Origin of the sequence: Hymenobacter glacialis (assembly GCF_001816165.1) — a bacterium.
Lineage (GTDB): Bacteria > Bacteroidota > Bacteroidia > Cytophagales > Hymenobacteraceae > Hymenobacter > Hymenobacter glacialis.
In genome coordinates this window covers 14,955-31,851 of the sequence record NZ_MDZC01000054.1, presented here as the reverse complement: position 1 = coordinate 31,851, position 16,897 = coordinate 14,955, and the positions used below count along the sequence as shown (strand labels likewise).

14 protein-coding genes and 2 tRNA genes are annotated in these 16,897 nt (G+C 60.8%); 11 read left to right on the top strand and 5 right to left on the bottom strand.

Annotated elements, in window-relative coordinates:
- Positions 1-24: 24 nt before the first annotated feature.
- Together BEN48_RS07470 and BEN48_RS07465 are read left to right on the top strand one after the other, a co-directional pair.
- A complete protein-coding gene (locus BEN48_RS07470) occupies positions 25-906 on the top strand; it encodes a hypothetical protein (RefSeq protein ID WP_070733967.1) in 882 nt (293 codons plus the stop codon).
- Entirely contained in the window at positions 903-1,832 is a 930-nt protein-coding gene (locus BEN48_RS07465; RefSeq protein ID WP_241502209.1) for a lysophospholipid acyltransferase family protein, read from the top strand. The genes BEN48_RS07470 and BEN48_RS07465 overlap by 4 nt, the downstream gene beginning before the upstream one ends.
- A gap of 82 nt (positions 1,833-1,914) precedes the next feature.
- Here the strand turns inward: BEN48_RS07465 and BEN48_RS07460 are convergent, their stop codons facing one another.
- On the bottom strand, positions 1,915-2,547 hold the full coding sequence (locus BEN48_RS07460; RefSeq protein ID WP_070733966.1) for an L-threonylcarbamoyladenylate synthase: 633 nt from the start codon (positions 2,545-2,547) through the stop codon (positions 1,915-1,917).
- 205 nt (positions 2,548-2,752) lie between these two features.
- Here BEN48_RS07460 and mltG point away from each other — a divergent pair, with 205 nt between their 5' ends.
- The 5 genes from mltG (at position 2,753) to BEN48_RS07435 (ending at position 5,913) form a co-directional block, all read left to right on the top strand.
- Positions 2,753-3,835: an endolytic transglycosylase MltG gene (gene mltG, locus BEN48_RS07455; RefSeq protein ID WP_070733965.1), complete on the top strand. Its 1,083-nt coding sequence runs from the start codon at positions 2,753-2,755 to the stop codon at positions 3,833-3,835.
- 141 nt (positions 3,836-3,976) lie between these two features.
- On the top strand, positions 3,977-4,531 hold the full coding sequence (locus BEN48_RS07450; protein WP_070733964.1) for an acyl-CoA thioesterase: 555 nt from the start codon (positions 3,977-3,979) through the stop codon (positions 4,529-4,531).
- A gap of 34 nt (positions 4,532-4,565) precedes the next feature.
- Positions 4,566-5,552 carry a YihY/virulence factor BrkB family protein gene (locus BEN48_RS07445; RefSeq protein WP_083320860.1) on the top strand — a complete coding sequence of 329 codons (987 nt, stop codon included), beginning with the start codon at positions 4,566-4,568 and terminating at the stop codon, positions 5,550-5,552.
- Positions 5,553-5,668: 116 nt separating this feature from the next.
- Positions 5,669-5,755, top strand: a tRNA-Ser gene (locus BEN48_RS07440).
- Positions 5,756-5,828: 73 nt separating this feature from the next.
- Positions 5,829-5,913, top strand: a tRNA-Ser gene (locus BEN48_RS07435).
- 87 nt (positions 5,914-6,000) lie between these two features.
- On the opposite strand, the gene BEN48_RS07430 is transcribed toward BEN48_RS07435, so the two are convergent.
- On the bottom strand, positions 6,001-6,777 hold the full coding sequence (locus BEN48_RS07430; RefSeq protein ID WP_070733963.1) for an MBL fold metallo-hydrolase: 777 nt from the start codon (positions 6,775-6,777) through the stop codon (positions 6,001-6,003).
- A gap of 300 nt (positions 6,778-7,077) precedes the next feature.
- On the opposite strand from BEN48_RS07430, the gene BEN48_RS07425 reads away from it, so the two are divergent.
- The 3 genes from BEN48_RS07425 (at position 7,078) to BEN48_RS07415 (ending at position 10,138) form a co-directional block, all read left to right on the top strand.
- The gene (locus BEN48_RS07425) at positions 7,078-7,551 is read left to right on the top strand and encodes a hypothetical protein (protein ID WP_070733962.1); all 474 of its coding nucleotides are present in this window, start codon (positions 7,078-7,080) and stop codon (positions 7,549-7,551) included.
- A 178-nt stretch (positions 7,552-7,729) separates the two neighbouring features.
- Positions 7,730-8,746, top strand: a complete 1,017-nt coding sequence (locus BEN48_RS07420) for a glycoside hydrolase family 43 protein (protein WP_070733961.1) — start codon at positions 7,730-7,732, stop codon at positions 8,744-8,746.
- Between the two features lie 129 nt (positions 8,747-8,875).
- Positions 8,876-10,138: a zinc dependent phospholipase C family protein gene (locus BEN48_RS07415; protein WP_070733960.1), complete on the top strand. Its 1,263-nt coding sequence runs from the start codon at positions 8,876-8,878 to the stop codon at positions 10,136-10,138.
- A 36-nt stretch (positions 10,139-10,174) separates the two neighbouring features.
- Here BEN48_RS07415 and BEN48_RS07410 read toward each other — a convergent pair whose 3' ends face one another.
- The 3 genes from BEN48_RS07410 to BEN48_RS07400 form a co-directional block, all read right to left on the bottom strand.
- Positions 10,175-11,584 (bottom strand): TolC family protein, encoded by a 1,410-nt coding sequence (locus tag BEN48_RS07410; RefSeq protein WP_070733959.1) that lies wholly within the window; start codon positions 11,582-11,584, stop codon positions 10,175-10,177.
- 228 nt (positions 11,585-11,812) lie between these two features.
- Positions 11,813-14,890, bottom strand: a complete 3,078-nt coding sequence (locus BEN48_RS07405; RefSeq protein WP_083320858.1) for an efflux RND transporter permease subunit — start codon at positions 14,888-14,890, stop codon at positions 11,813-11,815.
- Between the two features lie 208 nt (positions 14,891-15,098).
- Positions 15,099-16,313 carry an efflux RND transporter periplasmic adaptor subunit gene (locus BEN48_RS07400; protein WP_083320857.1) on the bottom strand — a complete coding sequence of 405 codons (1,215 nt, stop codon included), beginning with the start codon at positions 16,311-16,313 and terminating at the stop codon, positions 15,099-15,101.
- Between the two features lie 180 nt (positions 16,314-16,493).
- Between BEN48_RS07400 and BEN48_RS07395 the strand changes: the two genes are divergently transcribed.
- A complete protein-coding gene (locus BEN48_RS07395) occupies positions 16,494-16,850 on the top strand; it encodes an MGMT family protein (protein WP_070733958.1) in 357 nt (118 codons plus the stop codon).
- The last annotated feature ends 47 nt before the right edge of the window (positions 16,851-16,897 follow it).

Genomic DNA, 16,897 nt, shown 5'->3' with positions numbered 1-16,897 from the left:
GCCTCCCATCGTTACTTTTGTGCCATGCGTTTTCTCCTGCTAGTTACTGCTTCTCTGCTCTCATTGGCCTGGTCCCCGGCTGCCCAGGCCGGCCCGCCCCAGATTATGCTGGACGTGGCTCGTTTCCGCAACCTCAACAAGGTGGAGAATGGCGCCGAGGTCGAAATCTACGTCACCGTCCCCACCCAGTCGCTCACCTACCGGCAGCGGGCGCCGCGGGCGTTTCAGTCGGCGGCCACCGTCACGCTGGAAGTGCTCAAAGCCGACGGCAAGCCCGCCTACCGCGAGGTGATTACCCTGAAGCCGCCGGTGCTCAACGATACCACCATTGCCATCAAAAACCCTCAGAGTTTCCTGAAGCGGATACTGTTGCCCGATGGCAAGTACACCCTGCGCGGCACCGTGAAAGACCAGTACCGCAGCGCCGGGGGCGTAACCACCGTGGAGGAACCGCTGGTCCTGGAGGCTCCCACGGGGCCGTTCTTCTCCGATATTGTGCTCCTGACCAAGCCCGCGGCCAAGAACGGGGGCACCGATAACTTCTCTCGGGGCGGCTACCGCCTCACCCGCGCACCCGGCTACGTCTACTCCCGGGGCGCCGAAAACATATTCTTCTACACCGAACTGCACAACGCGCCCACTACGCAGACCTTGCGGGTGCATTACCACCTCACCACCCCCGATGGCTCGGCCGCCGATGCCGACGGCGAGCTCACGCCCCAAAGTGGCCGCCCCACCACGGTGGTGGGCCAGCTGCCCATGGGGCCCTTGCCGGAGGGGCCGTTCACGCTGTTTATTGAAGTGTACGGCGGCCCCGGCAATAAAAAACTGCTGGCCGGGCACCGCGTGGTGGGCGAGCGCACTACCGCAGAGTACGCACCAGCCGGTGCCGCCGTCCCCCGATGAGAAGCCGCACGATTTCGCCCAACCCCGCCCAGCGCGCGGCGCCGCGGCTACCGTACCCGTGGTACTACCAGCCCCTGCGGTGGCTGCTGCTGGGCCTGGCGTGGCTGCCCTTTGGGGTACTCTACGTCATTGCGGAGGGATTATACTTCCTGCTGGCCTACGTGGTGCGCTACCGCTGGCGCGTGGTGCTGCAAAACCTGCGCAATTCTTTTCCCGAAAAATCGGAGGCCGAAATTGAGCGCATCGGCAAGGAATTTTATCGGCATTTTGCGCAAGTGATGGTCGAGACCATCAAGCTGGCGCACCTGTCGGACGCGGAGTTGAAGAAGCGGGTGCGCTTTCGCAACCCGGAGGTGCTGGAGCGCTATTTCCGGGCCGGGCGCATGGCGCTGGGCCTGTCGTCGCACGCGGGCAACTGGGAATGGGTGCTCACTTCGGGGGCGGTGTGGCTGTCGGCCGAGGCCGACGGGGTGTACAAGCCGCTGAGCAACCCGTTTTTCGAAAGCTTTATGCACGAGCTGCGCACCCGCACCGGTGCCGGCCTCATTCCCATGCGCGACACCCTGCGCGACATGGTGCAGCGGCGTGGCGAGCCGCGCGTGGTAAGCTTGCTGTCGGACCAGGCGGCCGGGCCCGAAGACCGGCCCTACTGGACCACCTTCATGAACCAGGACTCCGGCTTTTACACCAGTGCCGACCGCCTGGCCGCGCGGTTCAAGGCGCCGGTGGTGTACGTAAGCATCAAGCGGGTGCGCCGTGGCCATTACGAAATTGTGCTGACCGAGCTCTACGATGGTGACGCGCCACTCCCCGCTGATGAATTCCCCATTACCGACGCCTTTGTGCGGCACCTGGAGCGCGACATCCGAGCGGCGCCCGAGCAATACCTGTGGACGCACCGCCGCTGGAAACACAAGCGGGGTTAGTGGTAAATGATTAGTGGTTAGTGGTTAATGCCGTTCCTGTTCGTTGGAACGGCATTAACCACTAACCACTAATCATTTACCGCTACAAATACTGTTCGATGTCGCCCGCGCCCTGGCGTACCAGCTCGAAGTCGTCTTCGGTGCAGTCGATGATGGTACTGGGGACGTTGCCGCCAAAGCCGCCGTCGATGACGAGGTCTACCAGCATGCGGTATTTCTCGAAAATCAGGTCCGGGTCGGTCACGTACTCGTCGATGGTGTTCTCGTCTTCCCGCACCGAGGTACTCACGATGGGGTTGCCGAGCTCCTTCACCAGCTGCAGAATAATCTGGTTGTCGGGCACCCGAATGCCGACCGTTTTGCGCTTGGTGCCGCCGAAGCGGGGTGCGTTAGAGCTGGCTTCGAAAATGAAGGTGAAAGGACCGGGCAGCGCTTTCTTGATGACTTTGTAGGTGGAGGTGGTGATGCCGTGGGCGTAGTCGGAAATGTGCGACAGGTCGTGGCAGATAAAGCTCAGGTTGGCCTTTTCAGGGATGAGCTTTTTGATGCGGCACACCTTTTCCACTGCCTTGGCATTGGTCACGTCGCAGCCGATGCCATACACGGTATCGGTGGGATAAATAATGACTCCCCCTTTGCGCAACACCTCTACGGCTTGCTGAATACGGCTGTGAGGCGGATTTTCGGGGTGGATGCGGAGCAGGGTGGCGGGCATAGAACGAGGGGAGGAATAAAACATGAAGGCAGGCAAGTGCCGGCCAGTGAGCGGCTTTGGGCGGCACCAGAGTGCCCGCTAAGCCAAAGGCGCGGGCAAGGTACTACGGCTGGCTGAAACGAAACAACTCTGGTACGGCTTAGGCGCTTGGGTAGCCGGCTTTCGTACTTTTGGTGTCGCTCCCTTGATTCTCTAATTCCAGCCCATGTCCCAGCCTGCCAAAAAGTCGGCCATTGAACTCCGCGACCAATCCCTGAAGCGCCGCCGGCGCTGGGCCACCGTGAGCGTCATTTTCACGCTCACCCTGGTGTGTTTTTCCTACTATTTCTACCAGGTGTTCTTCACCGCCAACATCGAAACCAAGGGCAAGCCCACCTACGTGGTGGTGCACCGCGACGACGACTGGCAGGCTGCCCTGCGCGCCATTGATGCCAGCGGCGTGGTGGTCGACAAGCTCTCGTTGCACTTTGTGGCCAAGCTGATGAGGTACCCCGACCACGTGAAGCCCGGCCGCTACGAGCTCAAGGAAGGGTACACCAACCGCCAGCTCATCAACGTGCTCAAGGCCGGTCTGCAGTCGCCGCTCAAGCTCACGTTTACCAACGTGCGGCTGCGGCGCGAACTGGCCGATAAGCTGGCCAGCCAGATTGATGCCCAGCCCCGACAGATTGACTCGCTCCTGAGCAGCCCCGCCTACACCCGAAGCCTGGGTTTTGATACTACCACCGTGCTCAGCATGTTCATTCCGAACACCTACGAGCTTTACTGGAACACTTCGGCCGAAAACCTCATGAAGCGCATGAAGAAGGAGTACGAGAAGTTCTGGACTCCCGCCCGCGACGCCCAGCGCGAAAAGCTTAACCTGACCCGGGCCGAAGTGAGCACCCTGGCCAGCATTGTGGAAGCTGAGCAGCAGCAGCACGCCAGCGAGCGGCCCCGCATTGCGGGCGTGTACCTCAACCGCCTCCGCCGCGGCATGAAGCTGCAGGCCGACCCCACCGTGGTGTACGCCAACCGCGACTTCACCATTAAGCGCGTGCTCAATGTGCACCTGGCCAAGGACTCGCCCTACAACACTTACAAGTACGCCGGCCTGCCGCCCGGCCCCATCAACCTGCCCAGCATTGCCAGCATCGACGCTGTACTGCAGCCGGAGAGCAACAACTATTTGTACTTCTGCGCCAAAGAAGACTTCAGCGGCTACCACGCCTTTGCCACCAACGAAACCGGCCACCTGCTCAACGCCCGCCGCTACCAGGCCGCACTCAACCGGGCGGGAATACGATGACCCTTATTTAGAACGTCATGCTGAGCGCAGCCGAAGCATCTCTACCGTGTAAGTAATCCTAATGATTGGATTTACTATTGCAGTAGAGATGCTTCGGCTGCGCTCAGCATGACGGTTACTTAAATCACCCAAAGCCACTATATGTACCAGTCAGATATCCAAATCCGCGTGCGCTACGCCGAAACCGACCAGATGGGCTACGTCTATCATGGCAACTACGCGGCGTACTTTGAGGTGGCGCGCACCGAATCGTTCCGGCAGCTCGGTATTCGCTACAAAGACCTGGAAACCGAGGGCGTGGGCATGCCGGTAGGGGAGCTGCGCACCCGCTTCCGCCGCCCCGCCCGCTACGACGACCTGCTCACGGTTCGGCTCCTGCTGAAGCAGCCCGCCGAGGGTTCGCGGGTGCTGTTTGAGTACGAAATTTACAACGAGGCCCAGGAGCTGCTCACCGAAGGCCACACTCTCATGGTGTTTGTGAACACCAGCACCGGCCGCCCGTGCCCGTGCCCAATAGCATTCAGGAGCGCCTGGCACCCTACTTCACCGAAGACGAGGTGGACAGCCCGGTGCTGCCCACGCCCGGCGCCATTTCGCCCAATGCGCCGGCACCGGCCGCGTTCCGCAAGTAGCGCCCGGCGGCCGGGTGGGGGCGGGCAATGCACTTTTACCGCCACTCCCGCTGTTTGCTGGTAACTTCCCTCACCGCTCACTGCCCATAACCTCCACCTTGAAAGCCCCCGCCGCCATCAGCCGAGTCCGCTTCCCCGACGTGCGCAAGCAACGGTCGTACCGGCGGCTGATTGTGGGCCTCAAGCGGCTGCGGCTGCCCGGCGGCCAGGCCTCCCTCTACGATGTGCTCGACCGCATCCTGCACGAGCTGCGCCTCGACAGCCTGGAAAAGCGGGCGGCCTACATGGCTTTCAACCTCACGGTAGCCCTCTTTCCCACCATTATCTTCCTGTTTACGCTCATTCCGTACATTCCCGTGCCGAACCTGAATGTAGACATTCTGCTGTTCCTCAGCGACTTTATGCCCCGCGAGCTGTACGCGGCCACCGCGTCCACCATCGAAGACATCGTGAACATCCCGCACGGTGGCCTGCTCTCGTTTGGTTTTGGTGCGGCCCTGGTGCTCAGCTCCAACGGAATCATGGCCCTGCTCGATGCCTTTGAGAAGAAGTACCCGTGGTTTAAGCACCGCAGCTACCTGCGCAAGCGCATGATTGCCACGGGCCTCACCTTCATGCTCTCGCTGATTCTGGTGCTGGCCATCGCCGGTATCTTCTTCGGCACTTACCTCATCGATTGGTTGGTGTTCTATGAAATCGTGCCCGAGCGGTTCACCGAACTGGTGCTGACGCTTGTGCGCTACGGCTCCCTGGTGGGCTTGTTTTTGAGCACTACCTGCGTTATTTATTATTTCGTGCCGCCCGTGCAAGACAAGTGGCCGCTGGTGTCGGTGGGGGCCATAGTGGCCACGCTGCTCATCTTCGTGGTGTCGTTTCTGTTCACGCTCTACGTCCGTATTTTCGACTCCTACAACACGTTTTACGGCTCCATTGGAGCGCTGGTGGGCTTCATGGTGTGGCTCGAATTCGTTTGCATGACGTTGATTATCGGTTTCGAGGTCAATGTGAGCATGGATGCTGTGACGGGGCGCCGGCGGGAGATGCTACGAGAACAGCTGCGCCTGAAGGAACTAAAGGAAGAATAATGACGGGCTGATAGTGAAGCGACTACGGATTTTTTTAAAGAAAATTGAACATTCTTCCTTTGCCATTCCTGATTCCTTTCTACTTTTGCACTCCCCAATCACTCGGGGAGCCTGTTAGAGAGGTGGCAGAGTGGTCGAATGCGACGGTTTCGAAAACCGTTATACCGGCAACGGTATCGGGGGTTCGAATCCCCCCTTCTCTACAAAAGGCTTTTTCTATGTTGGAAAGAGCCTTTTTTGTTGCCAAAATTACCTCAGCGCAAGTGGCGTTGACTCAGAGAGCTGGCAGAGTGGTCGATTGCGGCGGTCTTGAAAACCGCTGACTGTAACAGGTCCGGGGGTTCGAATCCCTCGCTCTCTACGCAAAAAGCCCCGTTTCCATAAAGGAAACGGGGCTTTTCTCATTTTAGACAGTTAAGCTTTCGCCTGTGGCAAGCAACTGCCGGCCTTATTGGGCCGCTGGGTACCAGTTGCGCAGCCGAACGTCAATTTTCTTGTTGCCCGTATTCACGGTTTTCTTGAAGCTGCCTACGTCGCTCATGCCGTTCTGGCCGCGGTAGTGGTAGGGGTACACAATGCGCGGCTTGAAGGCCAATACGCCCTGCGCGGCCTGGTTCACGTCCATGGTGTAGGGCAGGTTCATGCACACGAAAGCCACGTCGATGCTTTTGAGGGCGCGCATTTCGGGAATGTCTTCGGTATCGCCGGACAGGTACACGTTTTTGCCGCCCAGGTTGAGCACGTAGCCATTGCCCCGGCCTTTGGTGTGCGGCGCGTCGGCTGCTTCGGGCAGGTTGTACATAGGAATGGCCGAAACCGTCATGCCCAGGGTGTCGAGCCGCTGGCCGTTGCGCAGGATGCGGACCTGCGCCTTGTACTCGGCGGGCAGCTTATCGGCCACCGCTTGGGGCACTAGCATCAGGGCCTTGCTCACGGGGAGCTCTGCCAGCGTCTTGGTGTCCATGTGGTCGCCGTGGATGTCGGTGATGAGAATTACATCGGGTGCAGCCAGCCCGGCATAGGCCGCTGCGCCGCCGTAGGGGTCTACGTAAATGGTCTTACCGTTCCAGGTAAACACCACGCTGCCGTGTGTGATGGGCTGCACCGTGAGAGGCCCTTTTTTGGTGGCAATCTGGTCGGCGGCGGTGCGCGGCACGGCGGCGGTTTGGGCCTGGGCTGTAACTGCAAAAGCAGCCAGTGCGGCCGTGAGGAGGAGGGATTTCATCGGTTTGGGGTCTGTTGAATAAGAAATAGTATCGGACGGTTGTCGTAGTAAGTTCCTGTTACGAGAAGTCGCTGCTGAAAACCGGGACCATAACATAACCGCCCCGCACAAGTTCAGGCCCGCGCCATGCCTGACCCGGATGGGCACCGCTTCGCGCTGCTTCCCGGCGGGGCTTCCTCTCATTGCCCGATTTATCCCAATAGGTTTTTGCTTCCGAAATGGGTACACCCGCTGCCACTGGGTTGGCCACGGTGTCGGCCGCGCCAGTACCTTTGGCCCATTCCATATTGTAGCTTCCCCATGAGCGAGACCGACGCGCCCGTCCCCAGCACCTTCGACAAAGCCCGCGCGGGGCTATGGGCCAGTCTGCAAAAACACCTGGCCACGGTGTATGCCACGGAGGCGGCCTTCGCACAAGCCGTGGCCTTTGCGGATATTTTCCCTTTTGCCGCTTCCTCCGCCACCGCCGACCAGCTTTATGGCTACGAGGAGCGGCGGTGGGAATTGCGCGACTTGTTTACCGACGAAACGGCGCAGCTCGAAACCCTCACCAAAGCCATTCGGGTGAAGGGATACGCCGAAACCGAGAAGAAGCAGCTGTACCTGTTGCTGCTCGGCTACATGGACATTGCCGCGTCGGTTTTTGCGCGCCTGCACACCCAGGTGCCGGCCTCGCTGCCCAAAGACGAGGAGCTGGACGAAACCACGGCCCGTTTCGGCCGGGTGCAGAAATTTGCCCGGCTAAACATAAAAGGCATTGCCGGAATATTATAAGCAGCTATCCGAGTAGGCTGCGGTTGGCTGCAAAGTACTTTTTTGGGGGCCGCTGGGCTGGCCATTGGCTGCGTTGTTGGCGTAAAGGCTGGGTACTGGCCGGATGACAGGCCAAAAGGGCGCCGCCGTATTCCTGCTCAGCGGGGCGTTTCACTTTGCTGCACAGCGTTGCTTGCCCATGCTCACTCCCTCCAACGCTGCGCCACCGGCCCGCACCTACACCAACCCCGTGTACGCCGCCCAGTTTCCCGACCCGTTTGTGCTGCGCCACCAGGGCACGTACTACGCTTTCGGCACCACGGGACAGGGCCGAGCGGCCGATGGCCGCATCTTTACCCTGCTCACCTCCAACAACCTCGTAGACTGGACGCCCGCCGGTGGGGCCCTTATGCCGCCTGAGGATGCTGATGAGGCCGACTTCTGGGCGCCCGAAGTGGTGTACCACGAGGGCACGTTCTACATGTACTACTCCATGGGTGGCGGGGCCCTTGCCGATACCGTGGGCCACCGCCTGCACGTGGCCACCAGCCGGACGCCCGAAGGCCCCTATACCCAAGTAGCGCTGCTCGACGTGCCTGGCAGCAAGTTTTGCATTGATGCCCATCCGTACCAGGACACCGATGGCCGGTGGTACCTGCTCTACGCCCGCGACTTTACGGACACCGACAACGGCTACCGCCCCGGCACCGGTCTGGCAATTGACCGCCTGCTGGGCATGACCCGCCTGGCTGGTGAAAGCCGCACCGTGATGCGTGCCCGCCACGACTGGACGGTATTCGAGAAAAACCGCACCATGCCGCTCTACGGCAACCAGACCTTTGCCGAGTGGCACACCCTGGAGGGGCCGTTTGTGCGGCAGCACGCCGGCAGGTACTACTGCTTCTATAGCGGCGCCAACTTTCTCACGCCCCGCTATGGCGTGGACTATTGCGTGGCCGATGCCGTCACGGGCCCTTACTCGGACGCGGGCGCTGAGAAGGGCCCGCGGGTGCTGGCCGCAGTGGCCGGGCACGTGCGCGGTCCCGGCCACCACTCGCACGTGCTGAGCCCCAATGGCCAGACCGAATACCTGGTGTACCACGCCTGGAACCCAGCCATGACGGAGCGGCAGCTTTGCATCGACCAACTGGCCTGGACGGCGCAGGGACCGCGCTGCGTGGGCCCCACCTACACCGCCCAGCCCCTGCCCACGTAGGAGAAAGCGGCGGCGGCGGCCAGCTGAGTAGTCAGTGAAGATTACTGATTGAGCCACTGCGAGACATGGGCGACAACGGTGGAGCCCGGTTTGCCGTTGCAAAGCCTGCACATAGTATTAGTTTTGTTCATGTTCCGTTTCTTTCCCGTACTGCTCGCCGCGCTTCTGGCCTTTGCCGCCCGCCCGGCAGCGGCGTATTCTGTGCTCACCCACCAGGCCAACATCGACTCGACGTGGGAGCGGAGCCTAGTGCCCGCCTTGCAGCGTCGCTATCCCGGCGGCACCGACGAGGAAATAGCCGCCGCCAAAGCCTACGCCTACGGGGGCGCCATAATCCAGGACATGGGGTATTATCCCTTCGGCAACGTGCTGTTTACCAATCTGACGCATTATGTACGCTCCGGCGATTTCGTGCGCAACCTGATTAGCCAGTCCCGCAACCGCAACGACTACGCTTTTGCCCTGGGGGCGCTGGGGCATTACGCTGCCGACGTGAGCGGGCACGCCGAAGGCACCAACCGCGCCATGGCCAGCGTGTACCCCGAGCTGGCCGAAGAATTCGGTTCGGCCATTACCTACAACCAGGCCCCCAAGCAGCACACCCAGCTAGAATTTGCCTTTGATGTGGTGCAGCTTGCCAGCGGCAAGTACCACTCCCAGGAATACCACAAAAACTTTGGCTTCAAAGTAAGTAAATCAACACTCGAGCGGGCCTTTTTGCAAACCTACGGGCTGGAGTTGGGGCAGGTAATTGTCAACGTGGACCTGACCATTGCCAGCTTTCGCTTTGCGGTGAGCCAGCTGATTCCCACCGCCGCCCGGGCCGCCTGGCACTACAAGCGCAAGGATATTCTGGAGCTGAGCCCCGGCGCCCGGCGCCGCGACTACCTCAAGCGCACGAGTCAGCGCCAGTTCAAAAAAGAATACGGCGATGAGTACGAGCGGCCCGGCTTTGGTGCCCGTATTATTTCTTATTTTATTCGGGTGCTGCCCAAAATCGGACCCCTGAAGCCCTTTGCTTTTAAGCTGCCCACCCCCGAAGCCCAGAAATTATTCCGGTCCAGTTTCCAGAAGGTATTGACGAACTACCGGGCTCACGTAGCCCGGATGCCGGCCGATAGTGCCGCCGCCACGCCCGCGCTATCCAATACCGACTTCGACACCGGCCACCCCACGCATGCCGGCGAGTACCCCCTGGCCGATGAAACTTATGGCGAATGGGTGCGCAAGCTGGCAGACAAGAAGTTTGAAAACCTGAACCCGGTAGCCCGTCAAAACATCTTGGAGTTCTATGGCGACTCCCCCAAATCGCCCAAGTCGAAGGAGGAGCAGGAAGACAGCAAACAGCGCAAAACGAAAGAAGCCCTGGCCGAGCTCAAAGCCATGAAGTAAGCCTGTGGCCCCGCCGTGGGGGCCGTAGGAGCGCTGCTACTGGCCCTGCACCATGCCGCCGCTCAGGCGCCGGAGTACCGTTTCGGCCTGCTTGGCCTGGAAGCGGATGTCGAGTAGCCGGACTTCGGCATTAAGCTGCGTGCGCTGGGCTTCGCGCAGGGCAATGGGCGTGAGCAGGCCCAGGCGGTAGCGTTCCAGGGCAATGGCCACGTTCTCACGGGCCAGTAAAATATTGCTTTCTTCAAGTTCCAGCAGTTGCAGGCGGTTTTGGTAGCGCGCGAAAGACTGCTCGGCATCGGCCCCAATCTGCAGCTGGGTCTGGCCGAGCTGCAGCTGGCTTCGCTCTTCCACCACGCGGGCATTCTGCTCCATTCGAGTGCGGTTGAACCCATCAAAAATGGGCACTGAGGCCACCACGCCGTAGTTGAGGCCGTAGGTGCGGCCGGTGTTGGTCACGAGCTGGTTGCCGAAGAAGGCCGCGCCGTTCACGTTGCGATTCAGACCGTAGCCCGAGGTGAGGCCCACCTCCGGGAAGCGCGAAGCGCGCACCAGCTTGCGGTCGTAAGTGGCCACTTCGGTGTTGGTTCTGGCGGCCTGCAGGCGCGGGTTGTTCAGCTCAATGGCCTGCGTGATGGCAGCCTGGTCCAGGTCGCGGGCCACCACAATGGAGTCAACGGGGCTGAAATCGGTGCGCGGGGTGCGGCCCAGCAAGTTGTTGAGGTTGATTTTGGCGGTGGTGAGCAGCTCCTGCTGCTGAATGAGCAGGGATTGGTCGGCGTTGTAGTCCACACGGGCAGTCAGCACTTCCACTTTGGCACTCACGCCCACTTCCACCCGGGCCTGGGTAAGGTCGATGCGCGCCTGCCCGATTTTCAGGGCTTCCTCAATGGATTTGATTTTACCCGACTCGCGCACCACCGCGTAGTACCCGTCGGTGATGGCGGCCACGGTTTCTTCCAGCGTAGCGCGGGTCAGTTGACGCTGGGTTTGGTTGAGGGCCTTCAGCCGGTCGTAGGCGATGAACATGCCGAAGCCGTCGAAAATAGTCCAGGTTGCGGCCACGTTGGCGTTCAGCAGGTTCGACTGCGCGTTGCTGGCCACACTGGGTTCGGGCCGGCTCGACGACTCCTGCCGCACGTTGTTGCGGTTGAAGTTGCGGGTGAGGTTGCCCCGCACCACTGGCAGCTGGCCGGCATTGCCGCGCGTCACGTTGTTGGCCGAGATTTCCTCGTCGGTACGCGAAAGCCGAATGTTGAAATTATTCTCCAGCCCAAGCTGAATGGCCTGCGCCAGCGTGAGCGGTGGCGCGGCGGCCACCGTCACGGGTTTAGCCGTTTGGGGCTTGGTAGCAGGCTTTTCAATGGGCTGCTTCGGCATGAGCACCGGCTGTTGGGCCTGCGCCGCACCAGTAGCAGCAAATAGGAAAAGGAAAAGAGAACGGGACATGACAAGAAGAAAGAACATCCAACTCCCCTCCTTTTTTAAGGAGGGGACGCTGGCGCAAAGCGCCAGCTGGGGTGGTGAAGTCGTTGAATAATGGATGAACGACTAGCGGCTAGTTATTTAGACGACTTGCGACTGGCCTTGTTCTTTCATCGTTCAACGAGGGGCACCACCCCCGTTTCAGCTTTGCTGAAACATCCCCTCCTTAAAAAAGGAGGGGAGTGTGCGGCCTTACACCGCTACGGCTTCGGCTGGTTTGGGCTTGTGCTTTTTGGCCGTGGCGAAGTAGGAATACATTACCGGCACGATGTACAACGTGAGCACCGTGGCAAACAGGAGTCCGCCCACCACGCCAATGCCCATGGCCCGGCGGCTGAGCGCGCCCGCGCCGGTGGCTACGGCGATTGGCAGAATGCCCAGAATGGCGCACAGCGAGGTCATCAGAATGGGGCGGAAGCGCGCGGTGGCGCCTTCAATGAGGCCGGTCATGTAGTCCACGTTGAATTTCTCGACGCGTTGGTTGGCAAATTCCACGATGAGAATGCCGTTTTTGGTAACCAGGCCAATGAGCATGATGATGCCGATTTGCGAGAACAAATTCAGCGTCTGGTTGAAGTACCACAGGCTAAGCAAGGCGCCCGAGAGGGCCAGCGGCACCGTCACCATGATGATGACCGGGTCGCGGAAGCTTTCAAACTGCGCGGCCAGCACCAGGTAAATCAGCACCAGGGCCAGGCCGAAGGCGAAGAGCAGCGACGAGGAGCTTTCCTCGAAGTCGCGGGAAGTGCCCGCCAGCTCGGTGGTGAAGGTGTCGTCGAGGTTTTGTTCGGCAATGGCGCGCATGGCCGCGATGCCGTCGCCCAAGGTTTGGCCGGGGGCCAGCGAGGCCGAGAACGTCGCCGAGTTGTAGCGGTTGAAGCGGTAAAGCTGGGGCGGCGTGCTGCTTTCCTCCAGCCGAATAACGTTGTCGAGCTGCACCAACTCGCCCTGGTTGTTTTTCACCGACAGCAGGCGCACGTCCAGCGGCTGGTTGCGGTCTTCGCGGGCCACCTGCCCAATAATCTGGTACTGCTTGCTGCCCCGAATGAAGTAGCCGTAGCGCTGGCCGCTAAGACCAGCCTGCAGGGTCTGGGCAATGCTTTGCACCGAAACGCCCAGGCTTTGCGCCTTCTCGCGGTCGATGTTAACGCGCAGCTCAGGTTTGTTGAACTTCAGGTTCACGTCTACGAACTGGAAGGTGGGGTCCTGGCGGGCCAACTCCAGAAACTTGGGCACGGCTTCGCGCAGCTTCTCGAAGTTCTGGGTTTGCACCACAAACTGCACCGGCAGGCCGCCGCCGCCACCGCCAATGCTCTGGTCCTGCGACACCGACGTACGGGCAGCGGGCAAGTTTTTCACACCCGCCGTGAGGCTGGTGGCCACTTGGTCCTGGGTTTTGGGCCGTTGGCCGGCTTGCCGCAGAATCACGCGCGCAATGCCCGAGTTGGAGCCCCCACCGAAGCCCGGCGACGTGACCGTGAACACGCTGTTCAGGTTTTCGGCACCGGCCGAATCCGTCGCCACCTTGGTCAGCTGGGAAATGTAGTCGTCCATGTACTCAAACGATGCCCCTTCCGGCCCGGTGGCGCTGATGTTAATCCGGCTGCGGTCTTCCACCGGGGCCAGCTCCGAGGGGATGATTTTCATGAAGCCCCAAATGCCGCCGCCCGTCACTACTATCATCACCCAGGCCAGCCAGCGGTTGCGCAAAAAAGAGCGCAGGCTATCCTGGTAGGCGTTAATCATGCCCTCGAAGAACGGCTCGGTCTTGCGATAAAACCAGTTGTGCGTTTCCTGGCGCTTCAGCAGCTTGGCGCACATCATGGGCGTGAGCGTGAGCGACACGAAGGCCGAAATCAGCACCGAGCCCGCCACCACAATACCAAACTCGCGGAACAGCCGTCCCGTGATGCCCGTGAGGAACACCACCGGCAGAAACACCGCCGCCAGCACCACCGTGGTGCTCACCACGGCCACCAGAATTTCCTCGGTGCCTTTTATGGCCGCTTCCTTGGGCTCTTCGCCATCTTCAATGCGCGAGTAGATGTTTTCCAGCACCACAATGGCGTCGTCCACCACCAGGCCAATGGCCAGCACGATGGCCAGCAGCGTGAGTACGTTGATGGAGAAATCAAGCAGGTACATCACGAAGAAAATACCAATGAGCGACACCGGGATGGCCACCACCGGAATGAGCGTGGAACGCCAGTCGCGCAGAAACAAAAAGATGATAACCACCACCAGCACAAAGGCTTCGATGATGGTGTGCTCCACCTCGCTGATGGAGTTGCGGATAAACACCGAGTTGTCGATGCCCGGCCGCAGCTTCAGGTCCGAGGGCAAATCCTTGCCGTACTGCTGGAGGCGCTTGTTGAATTCGTCGGCAATGTCAATCTGGTTGGAGCCCGGCTGGGGCACCACGGCCAGGGCCACGCCCGGCACGCCGTTTACCCGGAAAATGGTCTGGTCGTTTTCCGGGTACAGCTCGGCGTAGCCAATGTCGGAGAGGCGCACCAGCGAGATGGCGTCCTTGCGGATAATCAGGTTGTTGAAGTCCGCTACTGACGTCAGGCGGCCCATGGTGCGCAGCGTGAGCTGCGTGGCCTGGCCCTGCACCGAGCCGCTGGGCAGCTCCACGTTTTCGCGGGTCAGGGCCTGCTGCACGTCCACCGGCGACACGCGCAGGGCCGACAGTTTCACCGGGTCCAGCCACAGGCGCATGGAGTATTTCCGCTCGCCATACACCCGCACTTCCGACACGCCCGGAATGGTCTGGAGCCGCTCCTTAAGGGAGTTGTTGGCGAAGTCCGTGAGTTCCAGCAGCGTGCGCTTGTCCGAGTTGAGGTAGGTGATGACGATGGGCTGCGAGTCGGCGTTGGCCTTGCTCACTACGGGCGGGTCGATGTCGCGCGGCAGGCGGCCTTGCGCGCCCGACACCTTGTCGCGCACGTCGTTGGCCGCCGTTTCCAGGTCCGAGTCGAGGTCAAACTCCACCGTAATCTGGGTGCGGCCGTCGCGCGAGTTCGACGTCATGTTCTTGATGCCGGCAATGCCGTTCAGAGCCTCTTCCAGCGGCTCCGTTACCTGGCCCTGCATCACATCGGCCGAGGCCCCCGTGTAGCTGGCCGACACCGTAATAATGGGCGGGTCCACGCTCGGGTACTCCCGAACGCTGAGGTACCGAAAGCCAATCACCCCAAAAATGATGATGACCAGGCTCATCACAATGGCGAGAACCGGCCGGTTGATGCTGGTAGTGGAAAGACTCATTTTTAGTTAATTGGATATAGGACGGTAAACTCCCCTCCTTACCAAGGAGGGGACGTTCAGCCGCAAGGCTGAACTGGGGTGGTTGTGGCGTTGAACGAGTTAGTGGAACGAAGTCACCTAAAAAACTCCAGACGCCCACAACCACCCCCGTTCGAGCCTTTGGCTCGAACATCCCCTCCTTGGTAAGGAGGGGAGCTTGACGTTCAAATTATTTAATTACCCGAACCCCGTCCCCCGGCTTCACCTGCAAAATACCGGTTCGAATCACCGTGTCGCCTACCGCAATGCCTTCGGTTATTTGAATGACCTTGTCGGAGCGAATGCCGATTTTGACTTTCTGCGGCACCATTTTGCCGCCCTTCACCGTGTACACGTTGTAGCCGCTGGCTTCCGGAATCACAGCTTCGGTGGGCACCTGCAGAGCAGTTGCGCTTTCGCCCAGCTTCAGGTTCACCCGCACGAAGGCGCCGGGGCGTAGCTCATTGTTGGTGTTGGCAAAGCGGGCGCGCACGGGCTGGGTGCGGCTCACGGGGTCAATCTGCGGGTCGATGGCGTACACCTTGGAATCAAAGGTCCGGTTGGTGGTTTCGTCTACCACACTCACCACATCGCCCACCCGCACGTTGGCAGCAAAGCGGCCGGGCACGGCAAAGTCAATCTTCACGGGCCGCACGCGCGACAGCGTGGTGATTTCGGCGCCGGGGCTCACGTAGGTGCCCACCGTGGCCGTGCTCAAGCCCAGCACACCGGAGAACGGGGCGCGCACGTAGGCTTTGGCCAGGGTGGCGCGTAGGGCCTGCAGGTCGGCCTGGGCCGTGAGCAGCGCGTTATTCGACTGCTCGTATTCCTGGGCGCTGATGTATTCCTTATCCAGCAGGGTGCGCTGGCGCTTTTCCTGGTCGCGAAACAGCTTGATGTTGTACTGCTGCTTCTGAATGGCGGCCTGGGCTTCATCAGCATTAATGCTGAACAGGAGCTGGCCCTTGCTCACCGACTGGCCTTCCTTGATATTGAGACTGGTGATTTTTCCCGACAGCTCGCTTTTGATGATGACCGATTCTTCAGCCAGCACGGAACCCGTGGCCGCTACCTGGTCGGTGAGGCTGGAGGCAGCTACCACATACACCTGCACCGGCACCAGCTGGCCTTTGCCACCCGCGCCGCCCGGCCCGCCTTTGCCTCCCTTGCCGCCCGCGGCACCGCCTTTTTTATCGCTTCCCGCAGCGCTGGGGAAATACTTTATTTTTACAAATACCAGGCCTGCGATGACCAGGGCCGCAATCAGCCAGCCCAGCCAGGCGCGGCTTTTGGAAGGCGGGGTTTCGGGCTCGTACTCAGGCAGGAGAGGGGCCGCACTCGGGCCGGGTGTGGAGGTGGTATCCCACTGCGGGGCAGGGGCAATGGTGGTGGTTTCAACTGGCATAGGTGGCAAGAACGCGCAAGTAGCGGCTGATGTTTAAGTCGGGCCCCGAAGCCCGCGCGAAGCAGCAGGCAAGGGAGCGGGGTAGCGTATATAGTGCAAATTTTGCCCGAAAGGTTGCGCCCCTCTATATAAAATAGACGGAGGTCGGCATCACCCGGACCGAAACCTATCTTCGTCCCGATGAAGCCAACTGCCCAAACCGCCCCCGAGCCCCGTAATTTTTTCCAGGACGTGCACGAAGTCGTGCGCCTTATTCCGGCCGGGCGGGTGAGCACCTACGGCACCATTGCCCATTACCTGGGGGCCCGGCACGGCGCCCGCACCGTGGGCTACGCCATGATGGCCGCCCACACGGCCGACCAGTACGTGCCCGCCCACCGCGTGATAAACCGGCTGGGCCACCTCACTGGCCGCCTGCACTTCGCCACTCCCTTCGCCATGCAGGAAGCCCTGGAAGCCGAAGGCGTGCGGGTGGAGGAAGACCGGGTGGTGGAGTTCGCCCGGCTGTTCTGGGATCCGGCCGTGGAGCTGGTGTAGCCCCGCCCGGCGGGGCCGTCAGCATGGCTTTAGATTGGCCTCTGCTA

Coding starts and splice junctions, on each gene's coding strand:
- BEN48_RS07470 (WP_070733967.1), top strand. CDS start 25: ATGCGTTTTCTCCTGCTAGTTACTGCTTCTCTGCTCTCATTGGCCTGG.
- BEN48_RS07465 (WP_241502209.1), top strand. CDS start 903: ATGAGAAGCCGCACGATTTCGCCCAACCCCGCCCAGCGCGCGGCGCCG.
- BEN48_RS07460 (WP_070733966.1), bottom strand. CDS start 2,547: ATGCCCGCCACCCTGCTCCGCATCCACCCCGAAAATCCGCCTCACAGC.
- mltG (WP_070733965.1), top strand. CDS start 2,753: ATGTCCCAGCCTGCCAAAAAGTCGGCCATTGAACTCCGCGACCAATCC.
- BEN48_RS07450 (WP_070733964.1), top strand. CDS start 3,977: ATGTACCAGTCAGATATCCAAATCCGCGTGCGCTACGCCGAAACCGAC.
- BEN48_RS07430 (WP_070733963.1), bottom strand. CDS start 6,777: ATGAAATCCCTCCTCCTCACGGCCGCACTGGCTGCTTTTGCAGTTACA.
- BEN48_RS07425 (WP_070733962.1), top strand. CDS start 7,078: ATGAGCGAGACCGACGCGCCCGTCCCCAGCACCTTCGACAAAGCCCGC.
- BEN48_RS07420 (WP_070733961.1), top strand. CDS start 7,730: ATGCTCACTCCCTCCAACGCTGCGCCACCGGCCCGCACCTACACCAAC.
- BEN48_RS07415 (WP_070733960.1), top strand. CDS start 8,876: ATGTTCCGTTTCTTTCCCGTACTGCTCGCCGCGCTTCTGGCCTTTGCC.
- BEN48_RS07410 (WP_070733959.1), bottom strand. CDS start 11,584: ATGTCCCGTTCTCTTTTCCTTTTCCTATTTGCTGCTACTGGTGCGGCG.
- BEN48_RS07405 (WP_083320858.1), bottom strand. CDS start 14,890: ATGAGTCTTTCCACTACCAGCATCAACCGGCCGGTTCTCGCCATTGTG.
- BEN48_RS07400 (WP_083320857.1), bottom strand. CDS start 16,313: ATGCCAGTTGAAACCACCACCATTGCCCCTGCCCCGCAGTGGGATACC.
- BEN48_RS07395 (WP_070733958.1), top strand. CDS start 16,494: ATGAAGCCAACTGCCCAAACCGCCCCCGAGCCCCGTAATTTTTTCCAG.